At 44.7% G+C, this 25619-nt stretch carries 22 protein-coding genes; 14 read left to right on the top strand and 8 right to left on the bottom strand.

Annotation, left to right across the window (positions count from 1 at the left end):
* Positions 1-40: 40 nt before the first annotated feature.
* The 4 genes from L4D78_RS00640 to aspS form a co-directional block, all read right to left on the bottom strand.
* Positions 41-1492, bottom strand: coding sequence for a methyl-accepting chemotaxis protein (locus L4D78_RS00640; RefSeq protein WP_428465159.1), 1452 nt, complete (start codon positions 1490-1492; stop codon positions 41-43).
* 160 nt (positions 1493-1652) lie between these two features.
* Positions 1653-2174, bottom strand: coding sequence for a crossover junction endodeoxyribonuclease RuvC (gene ruvC / locus L4D78_RS00635; protein WP_428455754.1), 522 nt, complete (start codon positions 2172-2174; stop codon positions 1653-1655).
* 50 nt (positions 2175-2224) lie between these two features.
* Positions 2225-2968, bottom strand: a complete 744-nt coding sequence (locus L4D78_RS00630; RefSeq protein WP_428465158.1) for a YebC/PmpR family DNA-binding transcriptional regulator — start codon at positions 2966-2968, stop codon at positions 2225-2227.
* 113 nt (positions 2969-3081) lie between these two features.
* Complete coding sequence (aspS, locus tag L4D78_RS00625; RefSeq protein WP_428465157.1) at positions 3082-4866, bottom strand: aspartate--tRNA ligase; 1785 nt, start codon at positions 4864-4866, stop codon at positions 3082-3084.
* A gap of 409 nt (positions 4867-5275) precedes the next feature.
* Here aspS and L4D78_RS00620 point away from each other — a divergent pair, with 409 nt between their 5' ends.
* Entirely contained in the window at positions 5276-5518 is a 243-nt protein-coding gene (locus tag L4D78_RS00620) for a hypothetical protein (protein WP_428465156.1), read from the top strand.
* 37 nt (positions 5519-5555) lie between these two features.
* Positions 5556-6437 (top strand): DUF72 domain-containing protein, encoded by an 882-nt coding sequence (locus L4D78_RS00615; RefSeq protein WP_428465155.1) that lies wholly within the window; start codon positions 5556-5558, stop codon positions 6435-6437.
* A 90-nt stretch (positions 6438-6527) separates the two neighbouring features.
* Here L4D78_RS00615 and L4D78_RS00610 read toward each other — a convergent pair whose 3' ends face one another.
* Positions 6528-7922 (bottom strand): cytochrome c peroxidase, encoded by a 1395-nt coding sequence (locus tag L4D78_RS00610; protein ID WP_428465154.1) that lies wholly within the window; start codon positions 7920-7922, stop codon positions 6528-6530.
* 429 nt (positions 7923-8351) lie between these two features.
* Here L4D78_RS00610 and cmoA point away from each other — a divergent pair, with 429 nt between their 5' ends.
* From cmoA to L4D78_RS00570, 8 genes are all read left to right on the top strand, one after another.
* Entirely contained in the window at positions 8352-9080 is a 729-nt protein-coding gene (gene cmoA / locus L4D78_RS00605) for a carboxy-S-adenosyl-L-methionine synthase CmoA (protein WP_428465153.1), read from the top strand.
* A 15-nt stretch (positions 9081-9095) separates the two neighbouring features.
* Complete coding sequence (cmoB, locus tag L4D78_RS00600; RefSeq protein WP_428465152.1) at positions 9096-10070, top strand: tRNA 5-methoxyuridine(34)/uridine 5-oxyacetic acid(34) synthase CmoB; 975 nt, start codon at positions 9096-9098, stop codon at positions 10068-10070.
* Positions 10071-10157: 87 nt separating this feature from the next.
* On the top strand, positions 10158-10922 hold the full coding sequence (locus L4D78_RS00595; RefSeq protein WP_428465151.1) for an ATP-dependent zinc protease family protein: 765 nt from the start codon (positions 10158-10160) through the stop codon (positions 10920-10922).
* Positions 10923-10943: 21 nt separating this feature from the next.
* A complete protein-coding gene (locus tag L4D78_RS00590) occupies positions 10944-12449 on the top strand; it encodes an inactive transglutaminase family protein (RefSeq protein ID WP_428465150.1) in 1506 nt (501 codons plus the stop codon).
* Between the two features lie 2 nt (positions 12450-12451).
* Entirely contained in the window at positions 12452-13426 is a 975-nt protein-coding gene (locus tag L4D78_RS00585) for an alpha-L-glutamate ligase-like protein (protein ID WP_428465149.1), read from the top strand.
* 146 nt (positions 13427-13572) lie between these two features.
* On the top strand, positions 13573-14730 hold the full coding sequence (locus tag L4D78_RS00580; protein ID WP_428465148.1) for a MalY/PatB family protein: 1158 nt from the start codon (positions 13573-13575) through the stop codon (positions 14728-14730).
* 87 nt (positions 14731-14817) lie between these two features.
* Positions 14818-15324 (top strand): VC2046/SO_2500 family protein, encoded by a 507-nt coding sequence (locus L4D78_RS00575; RefSeq protein ID WP_428465147.1) that lies wholly within the window; start codon positions 14818-14820, stop codon positions 15322-15324.
* Positions 15325-15661: 337 nt separating this feature from the next.
* On the top strand, positions 15662-16357 hold the full coding sequence (locus tag L4D78_RS00570; protein ID WP_428465146.1) for an SDR family oxidoreductase: 696 nt from the start codon (positions 15662-15664) through the stop codon (positions 16355-16357).
* Between the two features lie 136 nt (positions 16358-16493).
* Here L4D78_RS00570 and adhE read toward each other — a convergent pair whose 3' ends face one another.
* On the bottom strand, positions 16494-19190 hold the full coding sequence (gene adhE, locus L4D78_RS00565; RefSeq protein ID WP_428465145.1) for a bifunctional acetaldehyde-CoA/alcohol dehydrogenase: 2697 nt from the start codon (positions 19188-19190) through the stop codon (positions 16494-16496).
* Positions 19191-19905: 715 nt separating this feature from the next.
* Here adhE and L4D78_RS00560 point away from each other — a divergent pair.
* Together L4D78_RS00560 and L4D78_RS00555 are read left to right on the top strand one after the other, a co-directional pair.
* Entirely contained in the window at positions 19906-20544 is a 639-nt protein-coding gene (locus L4D78_RS00560; protein ID WP_428465144.1) for a YchE family NAAT transporter, read from the top strand.
* A gap of 140 nt (positions 20545-20684) precedes the next feature.
* Positions 20685-21503: an ion transporter gene (locus tag L4D78_RS00555; RefSeq protein ID WP_428465143.1), complete on the top strand. Its 819-nt coding sequence runs from the start codon at positions 20685-20687 to the stop codon at positions 21501-21503.
* A gap of 77 nt (positions 21504-21580) precedes the next feature.
* Here the strand turns inward: L4D78_RS00555 and cysS are convergent, their stop codons facing one another.
* Positions 21581-22963 carry a cysteine--tRNA ligase gene (gene cysS / locus L4D78_RS00550; RefSeq protein WP_428465142.1) on the bottom strand — a complete coding sequence of 461 codons (1383 nt, stop codon included), beginning with the start codon at positions 22961-22963 and terminating at the stop codon, positions 21581-21583.
* Between the two features lie 317 nt (positions 22964-23280).
* On the opposite strand from cysS, the gene L4D78_RS00545 reads away from it, so the two are divergent.
* Both L4D78_RS00545 and lpxH read left to right on the top strand, forming a co-directional pair.
* A complete protein-coding gene (locus L4D78_RS00545) occupies positions 23281-23778 on the top strand; it encodes a peptidylprolyl isomerase (protein WP_428465141.1) in 498 nt (165 codons plus the stop codon).
* A gap of 40 nt (positions 23779-23818) precedes the next feature.
* The gene (gene lpxH, locus L4D78_RS00540; protein ID WP_428465414.1) at positions 23819-24562 is read left to right on the top strand and encodes a UDP-2,3-diacylglucosamine diphosphatase; all 744 of its coding nucleotides are present in this window, start codon (positions 23819-23821) and stop codon (positions 24560-24562) included.
* 48 nt (positions 24563-24610) lie between these two features.
* On the opposite strand, the gene L4D78_RS00535 is transcribed toward lpxH, so the two are convergent.
* Complete coding sequence (locus L4D78_RS00535; protein WP_428465140.1) at positions 24611-25504, bottom strand: sulfite exporter TauE/SafE family protein; 894 nt, start codon at positions 25502-25504, stop codon at positions 24611-24613.
* Positions 25505-25619 lie beyond the last annotated feature (115 nt).

Raw genomic sequence — 25619 nt, 5'->3', positions numbered from 1 at the left:
ATATATATCCAGCTCTTTTTGAGCTCGCAGTGTATTATGACTACCTCCCACCGACTGCGGCATTCAGGCTAGAAGCGACACCTTTGAGATTCTCAACTTGCTTGGCAAGCTGGGCTCCCTGCTGAGCAACAGAATCTGACACTTGGCTGGTTTCAACTACGCCATTTGCCACCGCACTGCTGGCAACATTTAATTCTTTCAATGCTTCGACCTGATGCCCCATCGTGTCAGCCAGTTGGGCTACATCATTGGAGATAATACTGACCTGCTCGATAATACCCGACAACTCACTCGCGGTGGCCTCTACAATCGCTTTGCCCTGCTCAACCTCTTTACGGCTGGTTTCAAGTAACGCGCGGATCTCTATCGCGGAACGGTTGCTTTTTGCGGACAGCTCCCTGACTTGATCAGCCACAACAGCAAAACCACGCCCTTGGTCACCAGCACGAGCCGCTTCAATGGCAGCATTCAGTGCCAATAAATTCGTTTGTTCCGCCACAGAGGTGATCAAATCTGCGACTGACATAATTTCAGCATTACTGCTTAGAATCCGCCCAATGGCATCAGTGGATGCATATAGCGATGCAGAGCTTGTTTCCGCTTGACGGTGAATGGTGCTGCTTCGAGATTTTAACTCTGTGACAAATTTATCAGATTCATCGATACCGACAGTAAGCTGTTGTACTTGCTGATTCATTTGTTCAGCGGCACTTGCTTGTGAGTCGCAATTTAAATTTAAACCGCTGACTTGCTGGTGAAGCGTTTGCGATTGTAGATCCAAGCTATTTGCCGCTTCAGTTAGTTGGTTGGCATTATCACTGGCTTGTTGCAGCACCGTCGTTAAATGCTGCTCGCCTTCACTTGCCTTTGTCGCAATATCTTGACTCGCTTTCCTTGCGGTTTCAGCGGCATAAATGGCACTTTGCCGTTGACGAACGGTGTATGCCTGCGCAATACCAATAACAATTAATGGCATCATAATGCCAGACCAAACATCCAGTCGCTCTGCCGTTGTGGTTAGCTCAATCAACGGAAAATCATATCCAGAAAGGGCTTTATCAATCATCCAGCCAGTTGTCAGAACAACAATCGAGGTCCATATTCCGGCCATGATCGGCCTTGCCGCAAGAAAGAATGCCACCACCAATAAAGGCATCCAAAAAGCCTGAGTAGAGGCGACGACCCCTCCGCTTTGATAAACGATATTGAAGGCATGTACCACCATCCCTAAAAAACCAATATTGAGCGCAACTTCTGGTGCTCGAAATACACGTAATACCAATCCAGCGAGTAATTCACAGCCAATCAGGAAGACTGAAGTCATAATTAGTAAATCATGGCCATGATTAGACCATTTGATTAGGCTGTACAACCCAACAAATAGTGAGAGTAGAGTAAAAAAAAGAAGGGTTTCCACATAACGCGCATCTTCCTGTTTCCAGCTATGTGAAGACGGCAAAAATAATGCCCGCCATATTGCAAATGGGGTCATGAAATATGTTCCTTATATTATAGTTGTATGACCTCCGACCAATATATGCCACTAAACAATATATTAACAAACAAAAAAAGCAGCCGATGGCTGCTTTTTGATCTAAATCTCATTCTAATAAATTACATAATAACGGGTGTAATTCATTGTTATTGCTTCATTACCGATAACGGCCGCGCTTTGCTCCCCGAGCTTGCCCAGCCATCGCAATGAGTGTCTTATGCGTATGCGCATGACAAATTGCAATCGCTAATGCATCTGCGGCATCGGCTTGTGGTTTACCTGGCAGTTTTAGGACTGAACAGACCATATGTTGGACTTGCGCTTTATCAGCGCCCCCCGAGCCAACCACAGCTTGCTTAATCGAACGAGCGGCATATTCACTGACGGGTAAATCGGCATTAACTGCAGCAACAATGGCACTGCCTCGCGCTTGGCCCAGCTTAAGTGCCGAGCTGGCATTTTTACCCATGAAGACTTCTTCTATGGCAAATGCATCGGGTTGGAACTGGGTTATCACTTCGGATACACCGGCATAAATTTGCTTAAGGCGACCCGGGATATCATCAACAGAGGTACGGATACAACCACTACCAAGATATTCAAGATGACGCCCTACTTGTCGTATCACACCATAGCCGGTAATACGCGAGCCGGGGTCGATCCCTAAAATGACTGACATTCAGTCATGCTCCTTCATCAGGAGACTGCGAGAAAAAGTAACCCTGACGATTACAGTTGCTCTGCAACCTCATCAGAAATTTCACCATTATGGTAAACTTCCTGCACATCATCCAAATCTTCTAGTGCATCAATCAGACGCAGTAATTTGGGTGCTGTATCAACATCAAGTTCAGCTTTGGTTGAAGGTACTAACGTTACTTCCGCGTTCTGTGCTTCAAACCCAGCCGCGTCTAGCGCATCCTTAACAACACCAAAATCAGATGGCGTAGTGAACACGTCAATAGAACCATCATCATTGGTTTCTACATCATCAGCACCGCCTTCTAGCGCTGCTTCCATAATCGCGTCTTCATCTAGGCCCGCTGCGTAAGAGATCACACCTTTCTTATCAAACAAATAGTTTACGCTACCATCTGTACCTAGATTGCCATTGGCTTTTGAAAATGCATGGCGAACACCTGATACGGTACGGTTGCGATTGTCGGTCATACATTCAACCATAACCGCAGTACCTGCAGGGCCGTAACCTTCATAGATCACGGTCTCCATGTTATCTTCACCCTCGCCACCAGCACCACGGCTGACAGCACGGTTTACGGTATCGCGAGTCATATTGTTTGATAATGCTTTATCAATTGCAGCGCGCAAACGCGGATTGTTATCGGGCTCAGCACCGCCCTCTTTAGCAGCAACAACAATCTCACGGATTAATTTCGTGAAAATTTTACCGCGTTTCGCATCCTGTGCGGCTTTACGGTGTTTGATATTGGCAAATTTACTGTGACCAGCCATTTCATTCTCCGGATTTAATTGAGCTATCAATTGCTCAAGTTTCACACTATGTAGGGTATATACATTAGAAACAAAAACTGGCCTTTCGGCCAGTTTGTTTTCAGTGCAATTTATTATTCTTGCTCTGCGTCGTCTTTCTTCGCTAGCGCTACCGCAATCGCCAGTTCTTCTAGCGATGCTGGGTTAGCTAAACTTGGTGCATTCGTCAGAAGACATGAAGCCGCTGTTGTTTTCGGGAACGCAATAACATCGCGAATGTTATCAGTACCACATAGCAGCATCACCAAACGGTCTAAACCAAATGCTAGACCCGCATGCGGTGGAGTACCGAACTTCAGTGCATCAAGTAGGAAACCAAACTTCGCTTTTTGCTCGTCTTCTTCAATACCCAGAATGCTAAACACAGTCGACTGCATATCTGCATTGTGAATACGAACAGAACCGCCGCCCACTTCATAGCCGTTGATAACCATATCGTAAGCATTTGAGTTTGCCGCTGCAGGGTTCGACGCTAGCTCTTCAGGTGATACACCTAAAGGCGAAGTGAATGGGTGGTGCATAGCATGCAAGTTACCTTCACCATCTTCTTCGAACATTGGGAAGTCGATCACCCAAAGTGGTGCCCAAGCCTTAGTATCTGTTAGCTCTAAATCTGTACCTACTTTCAGACGAAGTGCGCCCATTGCTTCTTCAACAACACGCTTTTTGTCTGCCCCAAATAGAATGATATCGCCAGATTCCGCTTGAGTACGGTCAAGCAACTGTGCAACAACCTCTTCATTAAGGAACTTAGCCACTGGAGATTGAACACCCTCGAAGCCTGCTTCACGGTCGTTCACTTTCATCCATGCCAAGCCTTTCGCACCGTAGATACCAACAAACTTGGTGTACTCGTCGATTTGCTTACGCGATAGTTTTGCGCCACCCGGAACACGGATAACGGCAACACGGCCTTTTTCATCGTTTGCAGGACCAGAGAAAACTTTGAAGTCGACATCTTTCAAAATATCAGCAACGTCCACTAATTCTAGTGGGTTACGTAGATCTGGCTTGTCTGAACCGAAGCGGCGCATTGCTTCTGCAAATGGCATAATCGGGAATGTGCCTAGATCTACATTCAGTAGCTCTTTCCACATTTCAGTGATCATAGTCTCGGTCATGCCACGTACTTGCTCAGCAGACATGAACGATGTTTCGATATCGATCTGTGTGAATTCTGGCTGGCGATCAGCACGTAAGTCTTCATCACGGAAACACTTAACGATCTGGTAGTAACGGTCAAAACCAGACATCATCAGCAATTGCTTAAATAGCTGTGGTGATTGTGGCAGTGCGTAGAAACTACCTTTATGAACACGGCTTGGTACCAAGTAATCACGTGCACCTTCTGGTGTCGCTTTCGTCAGTACTGGCGTTTCAATATCAAGGAACTCGTTAGTGTCTAGGAAACGACGAACAAAGCTTGATGCTTTTGCACGTAGCTTAATACGATCGCTCATTTCTGGACGACGAAGATCTAGGTAACGGTACTTTAGGCGCTGCTCTTCAGTGTTTTTCTGGTTGAAGTCAAGCGGTAACACGTCAGAACGGTTGATGATTTCTAGGCCACTCGCCAGAATTTCAACTTCGCCCGTCGCCATGTCTTTGTTCACTTGGCTTTCAGGACGAACACGTACTTCACCCGTTAGACGAATACAGAATTCGTTGCGCAGTTGGTTGGCAATTTCGAATACTTCTTTCATATCCGGATCAACAACTACCTGAACAATACCTTCACGATCTCGCATATCAACGAAGATAAGACCGCCTAAATCACGGCGACGATTAACCCAGCCGCATAACTCTACTGTTTGCCCTGCTAGGGACTTGTTCAGGTGACCACAATATTGGGTGCGCATATGAAATTCCCGATCTGTTTACTAACATTCCTAAATACATGGCAGGCTAGCAACCTTTAACCATGTACCGGCTGAATCCTTCCCGGCCAATTTGGTTAAACTTCACACAATACGGTGAGTTAACAGGTGCCGAGAGACAAAAATAACGAGGTATTATATACCCAAGTACGCCTAACATGAACCTTGCATCTTGAAGTAACTATCTTGAAGTGGTCATTTCGAGGTAACTTGGATACCCGTAAAAACTCACTGTAGGTAAAATCCGGCCTCGAAATCAACTGAATTTCACCACTGTTGCTGGCAAACGTTGACCAAGCACAAATAAAATCTGCAAAATAGCCCCAAAGCTAAAAGCTTCTGGTTAATTGGCACTTAATTCAACGTACTCATATATAGCAGGAACTAACCGATGGATAAGACGACTTCCACAAACCAGCTTGATAGGAAAATTAATCAACAAAAGCTCGGCTTTATGATCAACCTTTGTTGCTCTTTGCTCCTCGCTGTACTGACCGTGTTACGCTATGCCAGCGGTAATGATGCTTGGTGGATCACTGGCATCGCTTGTGTTTTGTGTACTGTTGCCCTTAAATTTAGCCACTCGTCCTGGCAGAAAAGCATTAACCTAAAACAGTCGAAGGTTGAAAGATAATGGGAATCAATAAATTCGTTTCAAGCAGGTAATGACAATGACAGTACCTTTACCCCGTCCTATTTTACTAGGCTTGACCATGTGGTCCCACAGTCACTGGCAGCAAACGTTATATGGCAGTGGGTGTAAGCCTGGTGATCGACTCGCGAAATATGCCGAGGTATTCCATACAGTCGAGGGCAATACAACCTTCTATGCTACGCCGGCGATCCGAACGACGACCAAGTGGAATGATGCCACCCCGGATGATTTCAGTTTTACTTTCAAGCTGCCACAAGCCATTACCCATCAAAATAAACTGATGCATTGCGATCAGCTACTTGCTGATTTTTTCACCGTGATGTCCCCTGTCGCTCATAAAGTCGGGTTGTGGAAAATTCAGTTACCGGCACAATTTGGCCCAAGTTCACTGCCTGCTCTCAAGAAGTTCCTGCAACGGCTACCTAAACATTTTCCTGTTGGCGTCGAAGTTAGACACGCCGCCTTTTTTGCTAAAGGGGAAGAAGAGAAAGCGCTGAACCGCCTACTGGTCGAACATAACGTCAATCGCATTATTATGGATAGCCGGCCTGTTTTTTCTGCGCCACCAACCACCCCTGCGGTCATTGATGCCCACCAGAAAAAACCCCATGTGCCAGTACATGCTATTGCCACAGCCAATCACCCTATGGTCCGTTTTATTGGCCACCCCGACGAGGTGAGTAATGACCCGTTTTTCGCAAATTGGCTTAACCGTTTACCAAAATGGCTAGATGAAGGCAAACAGCCCTACTTATTCATTCATACCCCAGATAACAATCACGCTCCAGAGCTCGCTGTTCGGCTTTACCGCCAATTACAGCAAAAAATCACCTCAAGATTACTTCCTGATGTTGAGCTACCAACACAAGCGCCAAGCCCACAGTTCAAGTTGCTCTAACTGAAATACCAGTGACACCACGCAACAAAGAATGCAGATAAAAAAGCGCTTCACCACGAATGCTGAAGCGCTATATGCTATATGCCGTTATTACTGAAGCATTTGACCGTTGTACTCCCCAGTCAGGGTTTCCAAGTAGGCGGTAATTTTGCTGATTTCAGTTTCAGTTAACCGAACCCCTACCTGATAATAAGCCATCTTATCAACAGCCGTTTCTAGTGTCGCAACACTACCATCGTGAAAATAAGGGGCTGTCAGGGCAATATTTCGCAGTGTTGGTACCTTGAATCGGTACATATCACCAGGGTTGCCCGTCACATTATATCGACCAAAATCAACATCTGTGACGTCGCCACGATTTGCAAAGTAGTCATTCTTTAACCCCATGACTTCGAAGCCTTGGCCACCCATCGCTTCACCAACATGGCAGTTGGCACATTTATACTGTTTAAATAGTGCATAACCATCTTGCTCAGCGGCATCCAGCGCCGAAGCGTCCCCACGCAGAAATTGGTCAAAACGACTGTTAGGTGTCACCAACGTTCTTTCAAACTCAGCAATGGCATCGGTAATGGTGTGCTCTGTAATTCCTTCTTCATAGATAGCCGCAAACGCTTCAATCATTTGCTCATCATCCATCAACTTATCTGAAATTTGATGCCATGAATCAGACGCCATCTCTAGTGCGTTCAATGGTGGGCCGCCTGCCTGCTCTTGCAAATCAGCAGCTCGGCCATCCCAGAACTGGTGCGTATTGAATGCAGAGTTAAATACTGTTGGCGCATTAATTGGACCTATCGCATTATTAACACCCAGCGAAGTCGTCAGGCGATCGACTCCCCCCGTGTCTAATGAGTGACAACTTGCGCAGGAAACCGTATTGTCACCAGATAAACGCGTATCGTGAAAAAGTTTATCGCCCAGTTCAACTTTTGCGCTATCTACGTCAAACACCGTGCGAATGGGTTGAACAGCGTCATACTTAAACTCTTTTGTAATATTCACTTGGTTATGATGACGAAGACGCTCCTCCTTTACCCAACGCGTAAGTGTCGTCGTTTCTTCTACTGAAAGTTTCGAACGCCAGTGCATCGCGAGATAAAGTGCTGGCGGCATGCTGCCATCATCAAGTACCGATTCCAGCTTCGCCAGTTCTAGCTCCGAAACTCGTTCTCCGGCGTTCACCTGATCCATCATCGCTTCAATGTTGAAGTGACGCATACCCACTTCAACATCTTTATCCATCAATTGTTTTGCTACAGGAAGTTGACCATAAAAAGGCATGTCACTATCGCTGGTATGGCAGTATGAACAGCCATTATTATTCAAAATAGCAAAAGCTTCAGTCGAGAGTTCACTGATTGTCTGTGTCTGCACACGGGCTGCGCGGCTTTCACTCAAACGCTGATCATAATGATCGACGACCGCCACTGTTGCAAAATAGGCGACCACACCAAGACCGACAACGACCTTAAATTTATTCACTACCCAATCTCCCCATAGAATTTAAGGATAAAGGTAAAGATCTGCTCTAAATCTATCCAATTGAAAAAAGTGGACGCTGCCATTGAAAAATACGATAAAACAATTGGTTAACAGTCTTAATATTGACAGCACCAATCAATAGGCGGAATCTTGCTTTATTGATAAGTGCCTCATCACACCTTGGTAACATACATTTTGTTACAAACATAAAAGCGCATAACCCTATTCAGACACCATTAACACTCAGAAACTATTATTTATCGAAGAAAATCTATAAAGACAAATGCCCACATTTTCTCTACAATACGCGACCTTTCAGGGGTGATGGATCACCTTAGGTTATCGGTATCTAAAAGTGCATTTGAACTTTGAGATATCAGCCCGATACGTTGGATCCCAGTTCTTTATATAGATAAGAGGTTCGTGAGAATGGCAAGTCACGACAATATTTTTGCAGCGCCCATCGAAAAGATGGGAGATTTCACGTTTGATGAACGTGTCGCTGAAGTGTTCCCAGATATGATCCAGCGTTCAGTGCCGGGTTATAGCAATATTATTTCTGCGATTGGTATGCTTGCTGAACGCTTTGCCAAGCCTCACTCTAAAATCTATGACCTCGGTTGTTCTCTTGGTGCCGCAACGCTTTCAATGCGTCGTCATATCAACCAAGAAGGCTGCGAAATCATCGCGGTCGATAACTCAGCAGCCATGGTTGAACGTTGCCGCTTACACATCAACGCTTATCGCTCTGATACGCCAGTCTCGGTTGTAGAGGCTGATATCCGTGATATCGACATTCAAGATGCATCCGTTGTTGTACTGAACTTCACTCTACAGTTTCTTGTTCCTGAAGACCGTCAGTCACTGCTAGAAAAAATCTATGCAGGATTACGCCCTGGGGGCATCTTGATCTTGTCTGAAAAATATATTTTTGACGATGAGCGCTCTAACGAACTGCTTATCGACTTACACCACGACTTCAAACGAGCCAATGGCTATAGCGAGTTAGAAATCAGCCAAAAACGAAGCGCCATCGAAAATGTGATGCGCCCCGATAGCATTGATACCCACAAACAACGCTTTGCAAGCATTGGCTTCAGCAGTTCTGAAGTGTGGTTCCAGTGCTTTAACTTTGGCTCTATGTTCGCGATTAAATAAGGTTACCTGTTGTTTATGTTTAGTTTTTCTGAATTCTACCAACTTCTCGCTCAACACGAGACACTTCGCCCTTGGCTAAATACGTTGCCAAAACAGCTAAGTGATTGGGAGTCTGAAGCGCATGGTGATATGAACCGTTGGATGCGCGCCCTGAAAAAATTCCCAACAGATAAACCTGATATCATCGATATCAAAAATGAAGTCAGTGTTAGTAATGACGGTGGCATCGCCGATGGTGAGCAAAAACGCCTTGAAAGCTTATTGCGTCTGCTTCATCCATGGCGTAAAGGGCCTTATAACGTTCATGGCATTCACATTGATACCGAATGGCGCTCTGACTGGAAATGGGATCGTGTGCTACCTCACATTTCCCCATTAAAAGGGCGCAGTGTTTTAGATGTTGGCTGTGGTAACGGTTACCATATGTGGCGAATGCTTGGTGAAGATGCAGCATTAACCGTTGGTATTGACCCATCAAACCTATTCTTGATTCAATTTGAAGCTATTAAGCGTCTTATGGGCCAAGATAACCGTGCTTTTTTGTTGCCTTTAGGCATTGAAGATTTACCTGAACTGAGAGCTTTCGATACTGTATTTAGCATGGGGGTACTTTACCACCGTCGCTCGCCGCTTGATCATATCATCCAGTTAAAAAACCAACTGCGTAAAGATGGTGAAGTCATTCTGGAAACATTGGTCATCGATGGCGATGAAAATACGGTATTAGTACCTACTCATCGTTATGCCCAAATGCACAATGTGTACTTTTTCCCTTCTGCAAAAGCGCTTAAGGTATGGATGGAAAAATGCGGTTTTGTTGATGTGAAAATTGTCGACGAATGTGTCACGAGTATCAACGAACAGCGCTCAACGGAGTGGATGACAAACAATTCATTACCTGAATATTTAGACCAAAATGATCCAACTAAAACTATTGAAGGATACCCTGCACCGAAACGTGCCGTGCTAATCGCTCGAAATCCTGACTAAGTACTGACAAGGGGGTGCTGTTAGCATCCCTTTTTCTAAGATAAAATATTGCCGACTATAGAAAAATAATTCCTTCCGGGAGACATAATGCTTCGCCGCTATGTGCCATTACTTACCCTAGCTATCCTTTCTGGTTGCACCCTAACACCGCAACAAGATCAAGAAAAAACCATGCTTGCCATCAATACGATGGAAGATCGCGTTAATTTCCAACTTGCTACTATGATTAAGCAAATAGATGAGCAAAATGAATATATTGCAAACTTGGAAAAAGAACTATCATCAATATCAAAGGAAATGACTCTCAGTAACGCTAACTCGCTAGCCTTTGAACCCCTTCAAGTTGAAGAGGAAGAGCCAATCGCTGTTGAAGCTGCTGCAGTCAACACACGTGTTGCCCATGGTAAAGTAATTTTAGGTGAAGAAGAATGGGTCTGGATTGACTCAATGACATCATTCTTTAAGGCTCGAATTGATACAGGTGCTACAACCTCATCACTGAGTGCAACGGATATTCAAATATTCGAACGTGATGGTAAAAAATGGGCGCGTTTCAGTTTAAATCACACCTCTGATGAGACTGCTGAAAAAGCTGAAGTTGTTGAAGCCCCCGTTATCCGCTGGGTGAAAATTCGACAAGTCAATGCAAGTGAAGCCGTTCGCCGCCCTGTTATTGAAGCATGGATAAAATTAGGTGATCTTCACGAAAAAGCACAATTTACCTTGGCAGATCGCAGTCAAATGACCTATCCAGTATTATTAGGTCGTGAATTTTTCAAAGACATCGCTTTAGTTGATGTCGGTAAAAAATTCGTTCAAGGAATGAATGAACAGCAAGTACAAAAAAACTAATAACAATTTGATGAGGATGTCATGACGTCAAGAATTCCGTTTTACTTTTTAATCACCCTGCTAGTCATTGCGGGTACTGCTCTAAGCATGTACCGCCATGATATTTATGGCGTGCCGTGGACGCCAGGTGAAGAGCGCGCAATGTGGGAGCTCGAATCCCGTATTGAATTTGATGCTATTGGTGACCCAGTCAAAGTTTCAATGGCGGCACCAGAAACTCAACAAGGTTTTACTCAAATAGATGAAAGCACCTCATCGCCAGGTTATGGCGTAGCGCTCATTGACACCGATAAAGGCCGCCGAGCTGAATGGTCCATCAGACAAGCCAGCGGTAAACAGATCCTGTATTACAAAACGCAGATGTTAGTCGATGATCAAGCCAGCTTTAAAGCTCAACCTCCAAAAGGAGACACTGTTGCTGTTAGCTTAGATAACCCTCAACAAACAGCAGCAACCGCTCTATTGGATCAAGCTCGCAACCTTTCTGCAGATAACACCACCCTAACCCGTGAGCTCATTAAACAATTTAACGACCGCAACAATCAAAATGCATCGCTACTGCTTAATAATCTCAGCCGTGAAGATGCCATTATTAACCTTCTCTCGCTAGAAAGTATTCACGCCCGAATTGTGGGTGGTTTACAACTAGAAGATGGTCGCCGTCGTCAAAGTATCAGCCCAATGGTTGAGGTTTGGGATGGTCAAATCTGGCAGCTCTTTAACCTTCAAACCGGTCAAGAAGGTAAACCTGATAATATTTTATTATGGAATCAACAAGGCCATTCACTGCTTGATGTTATTGGCGGTCGCAATTCAAATATCAGCTTCTCTATTATTGCGCAAGATATTACCCCGCAACAAGCAACCCGCGAAAAGGTACAAGCAGAAGACTTACTGAACTTCTCGATTCATAGCCTTCCGGTTGAAGAACAAGCTATGTTCAAAACCATTATGCTGGTGCCTATCGGTGCACTGATCGTTGTGTTCCTGCGTATTATTATCGGCTTGAAAACCTCGGGAACCTTCATGCCGGTGTTGATTGCCGTTGCGTTTGTTCAAACACAGCTCGTCACCGGTATTCTGGGTTTCTTACTCATCGTCGGTACAGGCTTGGTTATTCGCAGCTACCTATCGAAACTGAACCTATTACTGGTGGCGCGAATATCCGCGGTGATCATAACGGTCATAATGATCATCTCTGTCTTCACCGTTGTCGCCTTTAAGATTGGTTTGGTTGAAGGGCTTTCGATTACGTTCTTCCCGATGATCATTCTTTCTTGGACCATTGAACGTATGTCGATTCTTTGGGAAGAAGAAGGGGCAAAAGAAGTATTAATCCAAGGTGGTGGTTCATTACTTACCGCTATATTGGTTTACCTCGCAATGACTAACCCGCTGGTTCGCCACCTGACGTTCAATTTCATCGGTATTCAGCTGATTATTCTGGCGTTAATTTTAATGCTCGGTAATTACACCGGCTACCGTTTAAGTGAACTTCGCCGCTTCAAACCACTTGTGGAGGACTAACGATGTCACTGTTATCACAGTTTACGTCTCCATTTAAGTTACGCGACCGCGGCATTATGGGGATGAACCAACGTAATCACAGCTACATTGGTCGTTACAATGATCGTAGCCTTTACCCACTTGTTGATGACAAGCTAAAAACCAAGCTCATCGCTAAACAAGCGGGTGCGACAGTGCCGGAATTGATTGGTGTCATCGATAGCCAAGTGTACGTTAGACGCGTTCACGATATGGTGAAGAACTGGCCGGGTTTTGTCATAAAACCAGCACAGGGATCGGGTGGCAAAGGCATATTGGTTATCATTCGTCATAAAGATGGTGTTTATGTCAAACCATCTGGTGCCGAAATCAACAAGCAGGATGTTGAGCGTCACATTACCAATACCTTAGCGGGCTTGTTCTCGCTAGGTGGTAAAAACGATGTTGCGATGGTTGAGAACCTCATCCAATTTGATGATGTCTTCGATGGTTTTAGTTATGAAGGTGTGCCTGATGTGCGAGTGATCGTATTTAAAGGCTACCCTGTAATGGCAATGATGCGTTGTTCAACATCCGCTTCAGATGGCAAAGCTAATTTGCACCAAGGTGCTGTTGGCGTTGGTATTGATATTGCGACAGGAAAGGCTGTTCGTGCTGTACAGTTTGATCAGCCCATTGAGCATCACCCTGATACCGACCGCTTACTGAGTGAGCTCGCGGTACCTGATTGGCACAAACTATTGGCCCTTGCATCAAGTGCATGGGAAATGACAGGGCTAGGCTACATGGGTACCGATATGGTACTCGATAAAGTCTACGGCCCCATGGTACTTGAACTCAATGCGAGGCCAGGGTTGGCGATTCAAACGGCTAATGGTGCAGGCTTATTACCTCGCCTTCGACATATTGAAAATTTGGGTGTTCCCGCTAAGCCACCGACACCTGAAGAGCGTGTAGCCTACGCTGCAGATCAATTTGGCATGAAACCTACATTCTAAGCTGCAAAGTTATCAATAACTAAGCAAAGATAGGGAATGCAAATATAAAGCCTTGGCATTATTGACCAAGGCTTTTTTATATCTGTTTTTTGTGGCAATAATACACATGGAGATCGCTGGAATTACTCACCGTCAAGGAACTCACCATGGCAGAAACACCTTTGAACCACCTGTTTGAACAACCCGTCGATAGAACCCAAAGCAACAGTATCAAGTGGAATAAATACAAAGGGCAAGATATCTTGCCCATGTGGATAGCAGACAGTGATTTCAAAGTACCAGAGGCCATAACGGCAGCACTACACCGACATGTCGACCATGGTGTCTTTGGCTACGGCAGCGCCCCAGAATCACTGACAACACTGTTAGTCGAGCGAATGGCTGATCTTTACCAATGGCATATCGAGCCAGAATGGATTGTATATTTACCGGGGCTGGTTTGCGGGATCAACTTGGCTGTACGCTCACAGACCTCGCCTGAGCAAAGTGTACTATGTCCAAGCCCTATATATCCTCCCTTCAAATCATCCATCAAACTTGCTAACCGACAGCTTTCAACTCTTACGGTTAACCTTGAGCAACAGCGTTGGTTGATGTCGCTTGATGATGGTGCTGTAACCCCAAACTCAACGTTAATGCTCTTTTGTAACCCATTAAACCCAGGCGGTACGGTTTACAATAAAAGTGATCTTGAGTCAGTATTGGCGTTTACCGAGAAACATAACCTCACAGTATGTTCCGATGAAATCCATAGCGATCTCATTCTTGACCCAAGCTGCAAGCACATTCCATTTGCAAGTTTAAATGACAGTGCAGCTAATCGTTCAATTACCCTGATAGCGCCCAGCAAAACATTCAATATCGCAGGTCTAGGCGCTTCAATGGCAATAATTCCAAATCCACAAATACGTCGACAGTTTATCAAAACCAAGGCGGGCATTGTTCCCGGTGTAAATGTGTTGGCTTATACGGCAGCAGAGGCCGCTTATGCGCACGGTCAGCTATGGTTAGATAATCAGCTCTCTTTCTTACAGAATCATAAAACGAAGCTTGAGAACGCCATCAATAGCATGCCCTATTTAACACTCCACCCAATTGAAGGGACTTACCTCGCATGGATTGACGCTTCACCGCTGCCGGTACCTTCCCCGTTTAAATTTTTTGAGCAGGCAGGTATAGGGCTTTCACCAGGTGCTGATTTTGGTAATTCAAAATTTGTCCGGCTAAATTTTGCCTGCCGCACCGAGATACTGGATGAAGCCTTACACCGAATGCGTGTAGCAATCGCCTCACTTGAAAAATAAACCTCTTTTTCACTAAAGAAATTCCAACTCGCACCGATATACCTCTAAGTAGCAAACTCTTTGCTACCTTAATTCCGGTGCGATTGAATGCAGATCCATACATTAGACAAAGCACAGCTGATAAGCGAAGTGCAGCTAGGTACTCACCTCAACCATGCGGTTGAAGGTGGACGCCGTGCTGACTTTGGATTAATGCTTGCGATGTTGTCGCCCGACTACCTTGAAACAACCCCTGTTGATGCACTGCCCAAACCCGGAAAAACAGAATCAGAGCTTCGCGCTTATTTTGAGCTGCAAGATCCACAACCTTTAACGACCTCTGAACGCTGTTATGAGAATGGCGCACGGCAAGCCCAATTATTTCAAGATAGTGGCTTAGCAGATGTACGTTTACTGCAAGGCCTACAACCAACAGCCCTTACTTTTCCACCGCAAGGGACTAAAGGCATGCCAGAGGAGATTTACCACAACCTTTCAGGTCATGAACGCCGTCTTTTACCGCCGAAAGAAGACGCAACCATTCAAGCATCACCACAAGATTTATACCTATCACTGATTCAAGCAAAACGATTTGCTGAGATGCATCAAAGCTAGCGTGCTCGCCAGTTTAACCCTAGGTGCATCAGCCCGCGAATATGTACAATTAATTACACAAACACAACAAATGCAACCAATTGCATTTAAATCTATCATTTATCACAAAATCGTTCATTTCGTGACCACCCTCATAGCTTTGCAACCAAGACCCCGCACTACGATCACAGTTCACTAACATTTAAAAACAGACAACGGCACTTTGGGCGCATTTTCACAGTTATGTTACTGATAACGCCGTAATGTTAGGTTAATTATTTGTAAGCAGGTTGATTCAACCTTAGTGCTGAATACTCGACTAAAACTAAATTTCAGCCAAATTGAGATAGGAAGAGTTATGAATATTGCTCAATCAGTCATACTCATTACTGCTGCAGGCAGCCCTTTAGGCAAGGCAATTTCACTTCACTTTGCCTCTTTAGGGGCAAAGCTTGCATTGGTTGATGTACGTCAGTATGAACTACATCAAACGCTGAAAGCTTGCCAAGCGATTGGGGCACAGTGTCAATCTTATCTTATTGCCGATCAGTCAGAACCTTCTATCGCCACCATGATAGGTAACGTCCATCAGCACTATGGTCAAATTGATGTACTCACCAACTGCTGGCTAGGCGCTGAACTACCGTCACTACTAAGCCCGTCAGCCGTTGATCAGTTCAGTCGATCAATGGCAGAAGAAGCGACGTCATTTTTCACTTTTGGCAAGCAAACAGCCCACTACATGCGTGAGCACGAATGCCGGGGAGTCATTATTAACCTCGCAGTTAATGAGGGAAACTCACAAAACATGCTCAACTCTGGCTCTAAAGCGATGGTGTCTGGCTTAACCCAAAGCTGGGCCAAAGAATTAGCGGAGTTCAACATTCGTGTAGGGGGTGTTGTCCCGCTGACGATTAATTGTTCATCTTGCCAGTCAGAACACAACAGCAATGTCGTGAGCTTGCCTATGCAGTATGAAATAGTGAGAAGTGCGGAGTACATCGTTGCTAACGACTACTTCAACGGCAGAATGATTGAAGCGGAAGTCAGTTGATCTGTTGGTTATGCAAACGGAGCCTCAACGATAAAGCGACTCTTATTTTGTTTAATCAATAAATACACAGATATAAAAAGCCCGCCAAAGTGGCGGGCTAAATAATAACTGCATTATGCGCTAGCAATAATGGTGATTAAGCTTCAGCTTTCTCTTTCTTTGCTTTCGCTGTTGGTTTTACAACAACTGGCTCAGATTTTTTGATAACAGTCGTACCTTCGAAAGTTTCACCTTCAACATACGGAGTACCGTAGTAAGCCGACGTTAGAACTTCTTTCAGCTCGCTGATAAGAGGGTAACGTGGGTTAGCACCAGTACACTGGTCATCAAACGCTTCAACTGAAAGTGTATCAATCTTCGCGAAGAAATCAGCTTCTGCAACACCTGCACCTTGAATAGATGTTGGGATGTCTAGGTCAATCTTCAGCTCTTCTAACCAAGTTAGTAGACGCTCAATTTTCTGAGCTGTACGGTCGCCAGCTTGCGACAGACCCAAGTGGTCAGCAACTTCAGCATAACGACGGCGAGCCTGAGGGCTAGCATACTGAGAGAATGCTGTTTGTTTCGTTGGGTTGTCATTCGCGTTGTAACGAACAACGTTAGAGATTAGTAGTGCATTCGCCAAACCATGTGGAATGTGGAATTCAGCACCAATCTTATGCGCCATTGAGTGACACACACCTAGGAAGGCATTCGCAAACGCGATACCAGCGATAGTCGCAGCATTGTGTACTTTCTCACGAGCGATTGGGTCGTTTGCACCATTCGCATAGCTTGAAGGTAAGTATTCTTTTAGCATCTTAAGTGCTTGAAGTGCCTGACCATCAGAGTATTCGTTAGCAAGAACAGACACGTAGGCTTCTAGTGCGTGAGTTACTGCATCGTAGCCACCGAAAGCCGTTAGCGACTTAGGCATGTTCATTACCAAGTTCGCATCAACGATAGCCATTTGTGGTGTTAGCTCGTAGTCTGCAAGTGGGTACTTAGCACCAGTCTTGTCGTCAGTAACAACAGCGAAAGGTGTAACTTCAGAACCTGTACCAGATGTAGTAGTGATACATACAAGCTCAGCTTTCTTGCCCATCTTAGGGAACTTGTAAATACGCTTACGGATATCCATAAAGCGCATTGCTAGTTCTTCAAAGTGAGTATCTGGGTGCTCATACATTACCCACATGATCTTAGCTGCATCCATCGGAGAACCACCACCAAGAGCGATGATCACGTCAGGTTGGAAGCTCTTCATTGCTTCAGCGCCTTTCTCAACAACAGATAGCGTTGGATCCGCTTCTACGTCGAAGAAAGTGTGAACTTCAATACCTTGTGCTTTAAGCAGTGATACTACTTCGTCAGCGTAGCCATTGTTGAATAAGAAACGGTCTGTTACTAGGAATGCACGTTTCTTGTCTTCTAGATCGCTCATTGCGATTGGAAGGCTACCACGACGGAAGTAAATAGACTTAGGTAGTTTATGCCACAACATGTTCTCAGCTCGCTTCGCTACAGTTTTCTTGTTGATAAGGTGCTTAGGACCTACGTTCTCAGAGATAGAGTTACCACCCCATGAACCACAACCAAGAGTTAGAGAAGGTGCAACGTTGAAGTTGTAAAGGTCACCGATACCACCGTGAGTCGTCGGAATGTTTACAAGAATACGCGCAGTCTTCATTTTGTCGCCGAAGTACTTGATACGATCTTTATTTACATCTTGATTAGTGTAAAGACCCGATGTGTGACCGATGCCGCCGATATCAACCATAGTACAAGCTTGTTCTACTGCATTTTCAAAAGAAGTTGCGCGGAACATACCCAATGTTGGAGATAGTTTTTCGTGTGCGAATTCGTCTTCGTACTTAACTTCAACGCCTTCACCGATAAGGATCTTAGTATCAGAAGGAACAGTAACACCTGCCATTTCAGCAATTTTAGTCGCTGGCTGGCCTACGATATCTGCGTTTAGGTTACCGTTGATAAGCAATATTTTACGTACTTTATCCGCTTCAGATTTAGACAATACGTAACCGTTGTGAGAAGCAAAACGTGCTTTCACTTCGTCATACACTTCGTCCATAACGATAACTGCTTGCTCAGAAGCACATACAACACCGTTATCGAATGTCTTAGACATAAGTACAGATGCTACAGCACGCTTAATATCAGCCGTTTCATCAATAACAACAGGTACGTTACCCGCACCAACACCGATAGCTGGCTTACCTGAAGAGTAAGCTGCTTTAACCATACCTGGACCACCAGTCGCAAGGATAAGGTTGATGTCGTCATGCTTCATCAGTGCATTTGAAAGCTCAACTGAAGGTTGGTCAATCCAACCAATGATGTCTTTTGGTGCACCAGCAGCAACAGCAGCATCAAGTACTAATTTAGCAGCATCATTCGTTGAGTTTTTAGCACGCGGGTGTGGCGAGAAGATAATTGCGTTACGTGTTTTAAGGGAGATTAGAGATTTGAAGATTGCAGTAGATGTTGGGTTAGTTGTCGGTACGATACCGCAAATGATACCTACTGGCTCAGCGATAGTCATGGTGCCGAACTCGTCGTTCTCTTCCAAAATACCGCAAGTTGGTTCGTCTTTGTATTTGTTGTAGATAAATTCTGAAGCGAAGTGGTTTTTGATAACCTTATCTTCAACAATACCCATACCAGATTCTGCTACAGCTTGTTGAGCTAGTGGAATACGCGCGTTGTTCGCAGCAAGAGAAGCTGCGCGAAAGATTTTATCAACCTGCTCTTGAGAAAAAGTTGAAAACTCTTTCTGAGCAGCTTTGACGCGGGCAACCATTGCATCTAGTTCAGCCATATTTGTTACAGGCATAGTTAACTCCTAACTTAATATTGAAAATTCTTTAGTAAGGATACGTCTTAAATCCTTTAAGGCGGCTGGATGGAGGAAATGCATCATTTCAACAATCCCGCAACACACATACTTAGTAAATTGCTTTCAAAACTGATTATATTATTTCACGCCGTGAAAATAATTGATTTAGATCACTTGTAACCATTTAGGATTACACTTTACCAAAATTTGATCTCAACCACTCTAATCCAATAACTTTAAAGGCGACTATGAGACCTCATCGGTTGAAAAGTAACCTTTTGCGATTTTCAGAAGCATTAATCTGCGTTCTATATTACGTAATAATTCTACATAAACGATCATATTCAGATTTATTCGTGATCATCATCACGTTATCAAATCTTTGCAAGAGTGATTTGTTTCATCTTTGTAGCACAAAACTTACCCACTAAGAGTAACCGCAAAAAGTAATCGTTCACAGGGCGGTAACAACACATTTATAAATTACTTAAAATAACGGGGGATATAACTATTTTTAATTGGTACTCAGCAATCGTTTGGCTTAAAGTATCGCCGATCAATAACTCATCACTGTATTACTCGAAAGTTTACTCTATGGATCGACATGCTTTTCGCCTGCCTTTCTTTCTGTAAACTAACAACGGTTGCCTATACTGATGGATGTTGAGTAACGAAGCCTGCTTCTTTATATAATTCAATTAGAATACTAAAAATGCAAACACTCGAACTTGCCATTTTTCTGCAATTTTTTGTCGGCTTAATTGCTGCCGTTAACCCAATCGGCATTATGCCCATTTTCGTTTCGCTTACCGCTCACATGAGTAAAGAAGAACGAAATAAAACGGCTTATACTGCCAATATTGCCGTTACTATTATCCTGACGGTTTCATTGCTAGCAGGCCAGTTTCTACTGGACATGTTTAGCATCTCGCTGGATTCATTTCGTGTTGCTGGTGGATTGCTACTACTGACTATCGCCTTCTCAATGATGAGCGGTAAGTTGGGTGAAGATAAACAGAATAAACAAGAAAAGTCGGAATCAATTAGCCGCGAGCAAATCGGTGTTGTACCTCTCGCTATGCCACTAATGGCTGGCCCTGGTGCAATAAGTTCCACCATTGTTTACGGCTCACGTTATCCGAGTGTTTCCAATACACTCGGTATCGCCGCCACCATTGTGATATTTGCGTTCAGTTGTTGGCTACTCTTTAGGGCCGCCCCCATTATTGTTCGTTTCCTAGGTCAAACAGGAATCAACGTAATCACTCGTATAATGGGCTTGATTTTGGCAGCATTAGGTATTGAGTTTATCGCCAATGGTCTGCGGGCATTATTCCCCGGCCTCGCATAGCTGTCGGCTCGGCTAAGCTTAATATAAAGAGGCAAGGCAGCTTGCCTCTCGTAATTTCTGCCTCTCATTACAGCCTCTCGCTTCATAGTTTTACCATTTGCTTATATCCTTAGTAATTATCACCTAAGAAACAAGGCACTATGGTTACTCTCAATCGGCGTCAGAAAATTTACCAAGTTATTTTCGGCACCCAAACCAAAGCAGGACAGCGCTTCGATGTTGCACTGATTATCGCAATCCTCTGCTCTGAACTGGTTCTGATTCTGTCATCGGTTAGCAGTATAGAAACCCACTATCCAACGGCACTTTTTGCTCTTGAGTGGCTATTTACTATTCTATTTACCATTGAATACCTATTTCGCCTCTATTGCTCTCCCAAGCCATGGGCCTATGCCCGTAGCTTTTATGGCGTCATCGATTTAATCGCCATACTGCCTAGCTACCTTGCTTTCCTTTTCCCTGGTTCAAATTACCTATTGATTGTTCGCTTGATCAGGGTAATGCGGATATTCCGGATATTGAAGCTCGCACGCTTTCTAAGAGATTCTAATATTCTGTTGCGTTCGTTATTGATGGCTCAGCGGAAAATACTCGTCTTCTTCAGTACCGTCGCTATTCTCGTGACTGTATTAGGATCATTACTTTATGTGATTGAAGGGCCAGACAATGGCTTCACCAGTATTCCTACCAGCATTTACTGGGCTATCGTCACCATAACAACGGTAGGTTATGGCGATATCGTACCGCAGACAGATCTAGGTAAAGCCTTAGCATCTTTCACCATGCTATTGGGCTATTCTATTCTGGCAGTACCAACGGGGATCATTACCGCAGAACTAAGCCAAGAAATGAAAACCCAGCGAAATCTCATTCGCTGTATGAACTGCTCGACCAGCGGCCATGAAGAAGATGCCGATTATTGCAAGAAATGCGGCGCCGAGCTGCCAGAGAAAATATAATTCACAATAACAGGCATTAAAAAGCCGGAGTAAAAACTCCGGCTTTTAGAACGCTAATTTAACGATGACTCAGAGGCTTATTTACGACGCCAAGTGGTACCTTGTGGGCCATCTTCTAAGATGATTCCCATCGCAAGTAGCTTGTCACGTGCATCATCGGCAGCGGCCCAGTCTTTGGCAGCACGCGCATCAAGGCGCTGTTGGATCAGCGATTCAATTTCAGCGACATCATCATCTTCACCAGCACCACCTTGAAGGAAAGCTTCTGGCTCTTGTGCAAGCAAGCCAAGAATGTCTGCCAATTCACGCAGACGTGCGCCCAATGCTGAAGCGGCAGCTACGTCATCTGTTTTTAGGCGGTTAGTTTCACGCGCCATATCAAACAGTACTGAGTATGCTTCTGGCGTGTTGAAATCATCATCCATTGCTTCTTTAAAGCGAGCAACAAACTCTTCACCACCAGCAGCTTCAACTGACGAATCTAAACCACGTAATGACGTGTAAAGACGCTCGAGTGCAGAGCGAGCTTGCTTAAGGTTATCTTCGCTGTAGTTCAACTGGCTGCGGTAGTGGCCAGACATAAGGAAGTAACGAACTGTTTCAGCATCAAAGTGACCTAGTACATCACGAATAGTGAAGAAGTTACCTAAAGACTTAGACATCTTTTCACGGTCAACCATAACCATGCCGCTGTGCATCCAAGTATTTACATACTGAGAGCCCGTCGCACAGCACGATTGCGCAATTTCGTTTTCATGGTGCGGGAACTGAAGATCTGAACCACCACCATGGATATCAAAGTGATCACCCAAAATTGCTGAATTCATCGCTGAACACTCAATGTGCCAACCCGGACGGCCAGCGCCCCATGGTGATTCCCATGTTGGCTCACCCGGCTTCGACATTTTCCACAGTACGAAATCAAGTGGGCTACGTTTAGCTGTTTCAATATCAACACGAGCACCCGCTTGAAGCTGGTCAAGATCTTGCTTAGACAAGCGACCGTATTCTTCAAACTTGCTCACTTCGAACATGACATCGCCGTTACTCGCAACGTATGCAAAACCACGCTCAATCAAACGCTCACACATCGTAATGATTTCAGCAATGAATTCTGTCGCACGTGGTTCGATATCAGGACGTTTCATACCTAGCGCATCAAAGTCAGTGTGCATTTCACCGATCAAACGTTCAGTCAAAGAATCACAGCTTTCACCATTTTCAGCCGCACGCTTGATGATCTTATCGTCGATATCAGTAATGTTACGCACGAACGTTAAATCGTAGCCTGAGTAGCGTAGGTAACGAGAAACCACGTCAAAAGAAACAAAAGTACGACCGTGACCGATGTGACATAAATCGTAGATGGTAACCCCACAGACGTACATGCCTACTTTACCAGGCTGGATGGGTTGGAATGCCTCTTTCTGTCTTGTAAGTGAGTTATAGATCTTCAACATGTCTCTTCGGTACTCATTTTGGGGGTTACGATATAAGGGGGTAATTACACCTTTATTGGCTGTTTAAGGCAAGGAAAAATGCCGTTCTAACGAATTATGGCTGCGTAAAGAATACAGACCGACCATATATTCAACCATCAATCCTCCCCTTTAGATCCATGCCAACTAAACACCCATCATCTATAGTTAGGCAAAAGGCTAAATTTTCACCTATTTAAGCCTGAGATCGCTATCAATACGAGTTAATATTGACGCTCAAACCGAGTAGGATAGAATCCAAGACTTAAAGCAATGTACATCCATTAAAGGACAATCTCATGGTAACGCTTCACACTACTTTTGGTGACATCAAAATTCAGCTTAACACAGAAAAAGCGCCTGAAACGTGTGCAAACTTCTTGCAATACTGTCGTGAAGATTTCTACAACGGCACTATCTTCCACCGTGTAATCGACGGCTTTATGGTTCAGGGCGGCGGTATGGCACCTGGCATGGAAGAAAAAGAGTCGCGTGCTCCAATCAAAAATGAAGCAAGCAATGGCCTAAGCAACAAAGTAGGTACATTGGCAATGGCTCGCACAATGGAACCGCATTCTGCAAGCTCTCAGTTCTTCATCAACGTTAATGACAACAAATTCCTAGACTTCAAATCAGAGACGCCTGATGGCTGGGGCTACTGTGTATTTGCAGAAGTTGTTGAAGGTATGGACGTAGTAAACAAAATCAAAGCTGTTTCTACTGGCAACTGGGGTTATGTACACCAAGACGTGCCTGTTGAAGATATTGTTATCAACAACGTAACTATCGAAGAGTAATTCTTCACAAAGGGTGGCCTCTGTGTCACCCTTCATTCCTATGACAACTCTTTTTATTTCAGATCTGCACCTAAGTGCTGACCGTCCAGATATTACCGCTTGCTTCCTCCAATTTATGCAGCAGGAAACCCAAGGCATTGATGCACTCTATGTACTTGGGGATTTGTTCGAAATGTGGATTGGCGATGATGACGACTCTCCTTTTCATCAGAAAATCAAACACGCCTTCAAGCAAGTAACCGATAGCGGTGTATCTTGCTACTTCATTCATGGCAACCGAGATTTTCTGGTTGGTAAGCGTTTTAGCCAAGAGACCGGTGTGCAACTTCTGCCTGAGCATACGGTTGTCGACCTGTATGGACAGCCAACCCTACTCTTACACGGAGATACCTTGTGTACCCTAGACGAAGGCTATCAACGCTATCGAAAAAAAGTACACAATCGCATTATTCAATGGCTGTTCTTTCGTTTGCCTCTACGCTATCGCCAGCAAATCGGCAATAAAATGCGCAGCGGCAGCAACCAAAATAACCAGATGAAAAGTCTCAGCATTATGGATGTTACTGCTGAAGAAGTTGAGAAAGTCATGGCTGATAACGGTGTTCAGCAAATGATCCACGGACACACTCATCGCCCCGCAGTCCACCAACTTCAAGTCGCAGGCCTTCCCGCTGAACGGATCGTACTGGGTGACTGGTATGATCATGGTTCAGTATTGGTTTATTCCGCGGAAGGCTATCAACTTGAAACGCGCGACTTCCTGTTAAACGGTACGAATAAATAGCAAAAAGGTACGCATTGCGTACCTTTTTTATAATAATTACCCGATAACTTAGGATTCTGCCAGCTGCTGCGAGGACACGCTTTTCTCTTTGAGCCATGAGCGATACATGGTGATAGAAGTATATAACACCACTCCAATCACTAACCAAGCCAGCAAGTGCATATCTAGCGATTTCACCAAATACGCCGCAATCACCACACCTATAGGGCCAGTAATTGCGACTATTAGTGCCGCGCGGCTATTGATCCGGTTCATACGAATGAAACCACCGGCAGAGAAAAAGCTTAAGAAAGCACATGAGCACATCATAATAGGAAAAGCAGCCAACGGGTGCATGCCCAGCAAATAGACCAAAGTCATACATGGTGCATATAAGCCAATACCGACGGTCATCAATGCCCCGAACAAGAAGTTACCCAGGATAGCGGCGGCCAACTTCCAACCCGATAAACCTAACGCCATCCCACCCAGCGGGAACAACTCTAGCTGACCGGCCAGCATCAGACTGGCAACCACCAGCAAAGCCCCTGCCATCACGATCCGGATCAACTGACGGTCCCAGCTAGACACCAAACGAGCACCAACGGTCGCACCTAAGCATGCAGCAACCACCATTGAAACCAAAGTAATCGGATCAACGTCAACTGCTGTTAGGAAAATCAGAGACTGTATGACCGTTGCCAACACCGCCTGGCAATTCAATGTACCGGGCAGTAGCTTGTCATCAACCAATTTGAATTGTTTATAACCTGCCGTTTTAATGGCAAAACTACCGACACCAAGTGTGTCGCAAAAATTGGCAAAGCCACCAATAAGCCCAATAGGGAGGATTTTAGTTTGAGCTTCCTGCTTTCGGTTCTTGCGCCATGCCATTAATAACATCGTCACAAACACACCAGCACCTACAAGCAATCCCGCTTGTATGACCATAAATACAGTCATGAATCATTTATAATTTTAGCGAACGAAGTACCATTATTTATCATTACGATAAATAATTCCATGTTCTAAATCAGTTGTGCTTGCTCTTACATAAGTAACTCTGTTTATATGTGCA

This window comes from Photobacterium minamisatsumaniensis (assembly GCF_050336695.1).
GTDB classification, from domain to species: domain Bacteria; phylum Pseudomonadota; class Gammaproteobacteria; order Enterobacterales; family Vibrionaceae; genus Photobacterium; species Photobacterium minamisatsumaniensis.
Note: the sequence above shows the minus strand (reverse complement) of the source record. Positions and strands in the feature narration are given on the sequence as shown.

Coding starts and splice junctions, on each gene's coding strand:
- L4D78_RS00640 (WP_428465159.1), bottom strand. CDS start 1,492: ATGACCCCATTTGCAATATGGCGGGCATTATTTTTGCCGTCTTCACAT.
- ruvC (WP_428455754.1), bottom strand. CDS start 2,174: ATGTCAGTCATTTTAGGGATCGACCCCGGCTCGCGTATTACCGGCTAT.
- L4D78_RS00630 (WP_428465158.1), bottom strand. CDS start 2,968: ATGGCTGGTCACAGTAAATTTGCCAATATCAAACACCGTAAAGCCGCA.
- aspS (WP_428465157.1), bottom strand. CDS start 4,866: ATGCGCACCCAATATTGTGGTCACCTGAACAAGTCCCTAGCAGGGCAA.
- L4D78_RS00620 (WP_428465156.1), top strand. CDS start 5,276: ATGGATAAGACGACTTCCACAAACCAGCTTGATAGGAAAATTAATCAA.
- L4D78_RS00615 (WP_428465155.1), top strand. CDS start 5,556: ATGACAGTACCTTTACCCCGTCCTATTTTACTAGGCTTGACCATGTGG.
- cmoA (WP_428465153.1), top strand. CDS start 8,352: ATGGCAAGTCACGACAATATTTTTGCAGCGCCCATCGAAAAGATGGGA.
- cmoB (WP_428465152.1), top strand. CDS start 9,096: ATGTTTAGTTTTTCTGAATTCTACCAACTTCTCGCTCAACACGAGACA.
- L4D78_RS00595 (WP_428465151.1), top strand. CDS start 10,158: ATGCTTCGCCGCTATGTGCCATTACTTACCCTAGCTATCCTTTCTGGT.
- L4D78_RS00590 (WP_428465150.1), top strand. CDS start 10,944: ATGACGTCAAGAATTCCGTTTTACTTTTTAATCACCCTGCTAGTCATT.
- L4D78_RS00585 (WP_428465149.1), top strand. CDS start 12,452: ATGTCACTGTTATCACAGTTTACGTCTCCATTTAAGTTACGCGACCGC.
- L4D78_RS00580 (WP_428465148.1), top strand. CDS start 13,573: ATGGCAGAAACACCTTTGAACCACCTGTTTGAACAACCCGTCGATAGA.
- L4D78_RS00575 (WP_428465147.1), top strand. CDS start 14,818: ATGCAGATCCATACATTAGACAAAGCACAGCTGATAAGCGAAGTGCAG.
- L4D78_RS00570 (WP_428465146.1), top strand. CDS start 15,662: ATGAATATTGCTCAATCAGTCATACTCATTACTGCTGCAGGCAGCCCT.
- adhE (WP_428465145.1), bottom strand. CDS start 19,190: ATGCCTGTAACAAATATGGCTGAACTAGATGCAATGGTTGCCCGCGTC.
- L4D78_RS00560 (WP_428465144.1), top strand. CDS start 19,906: ATGCAAACACTCGAACTTGCCATTTTTCTGCAATTTTTTGTCGGCTTA.
- L4D78_RS00555 (WP_428465143.1), top strand. CDS start 20,685: ATGGTTACTCTCAATCGGCGTCAGAAAATTTACCAAGTTATTTTCGGC.
- cysS (WP_428465142.1), bottom strand. CDS start 22,963: ATGTTGAAGATCTATAACTCACTTACAAGACAGAAAGAGGCATTCCAA.
- L4D78_RS00545 (WP_428465141.1), top strand. CDS start 23,281: ATGGTAACGCTTCACACTACTTTTGGTGACATCAAAATTCAGCTTAAC.
- lpxH (WP_428465414.1), top strand. CDS start 23,819: ATGACAACTCTTTTTATTTCAGATCTGCACCTAAGTGCTGACCGTCCA.
- L4D78_RS00535 (WP_428465140.1), bottom strand. CDS start 25,504: ATGACTGTATTTATGGTCATACAAGCGGGATTGCTTGTAGGTGCTGGT.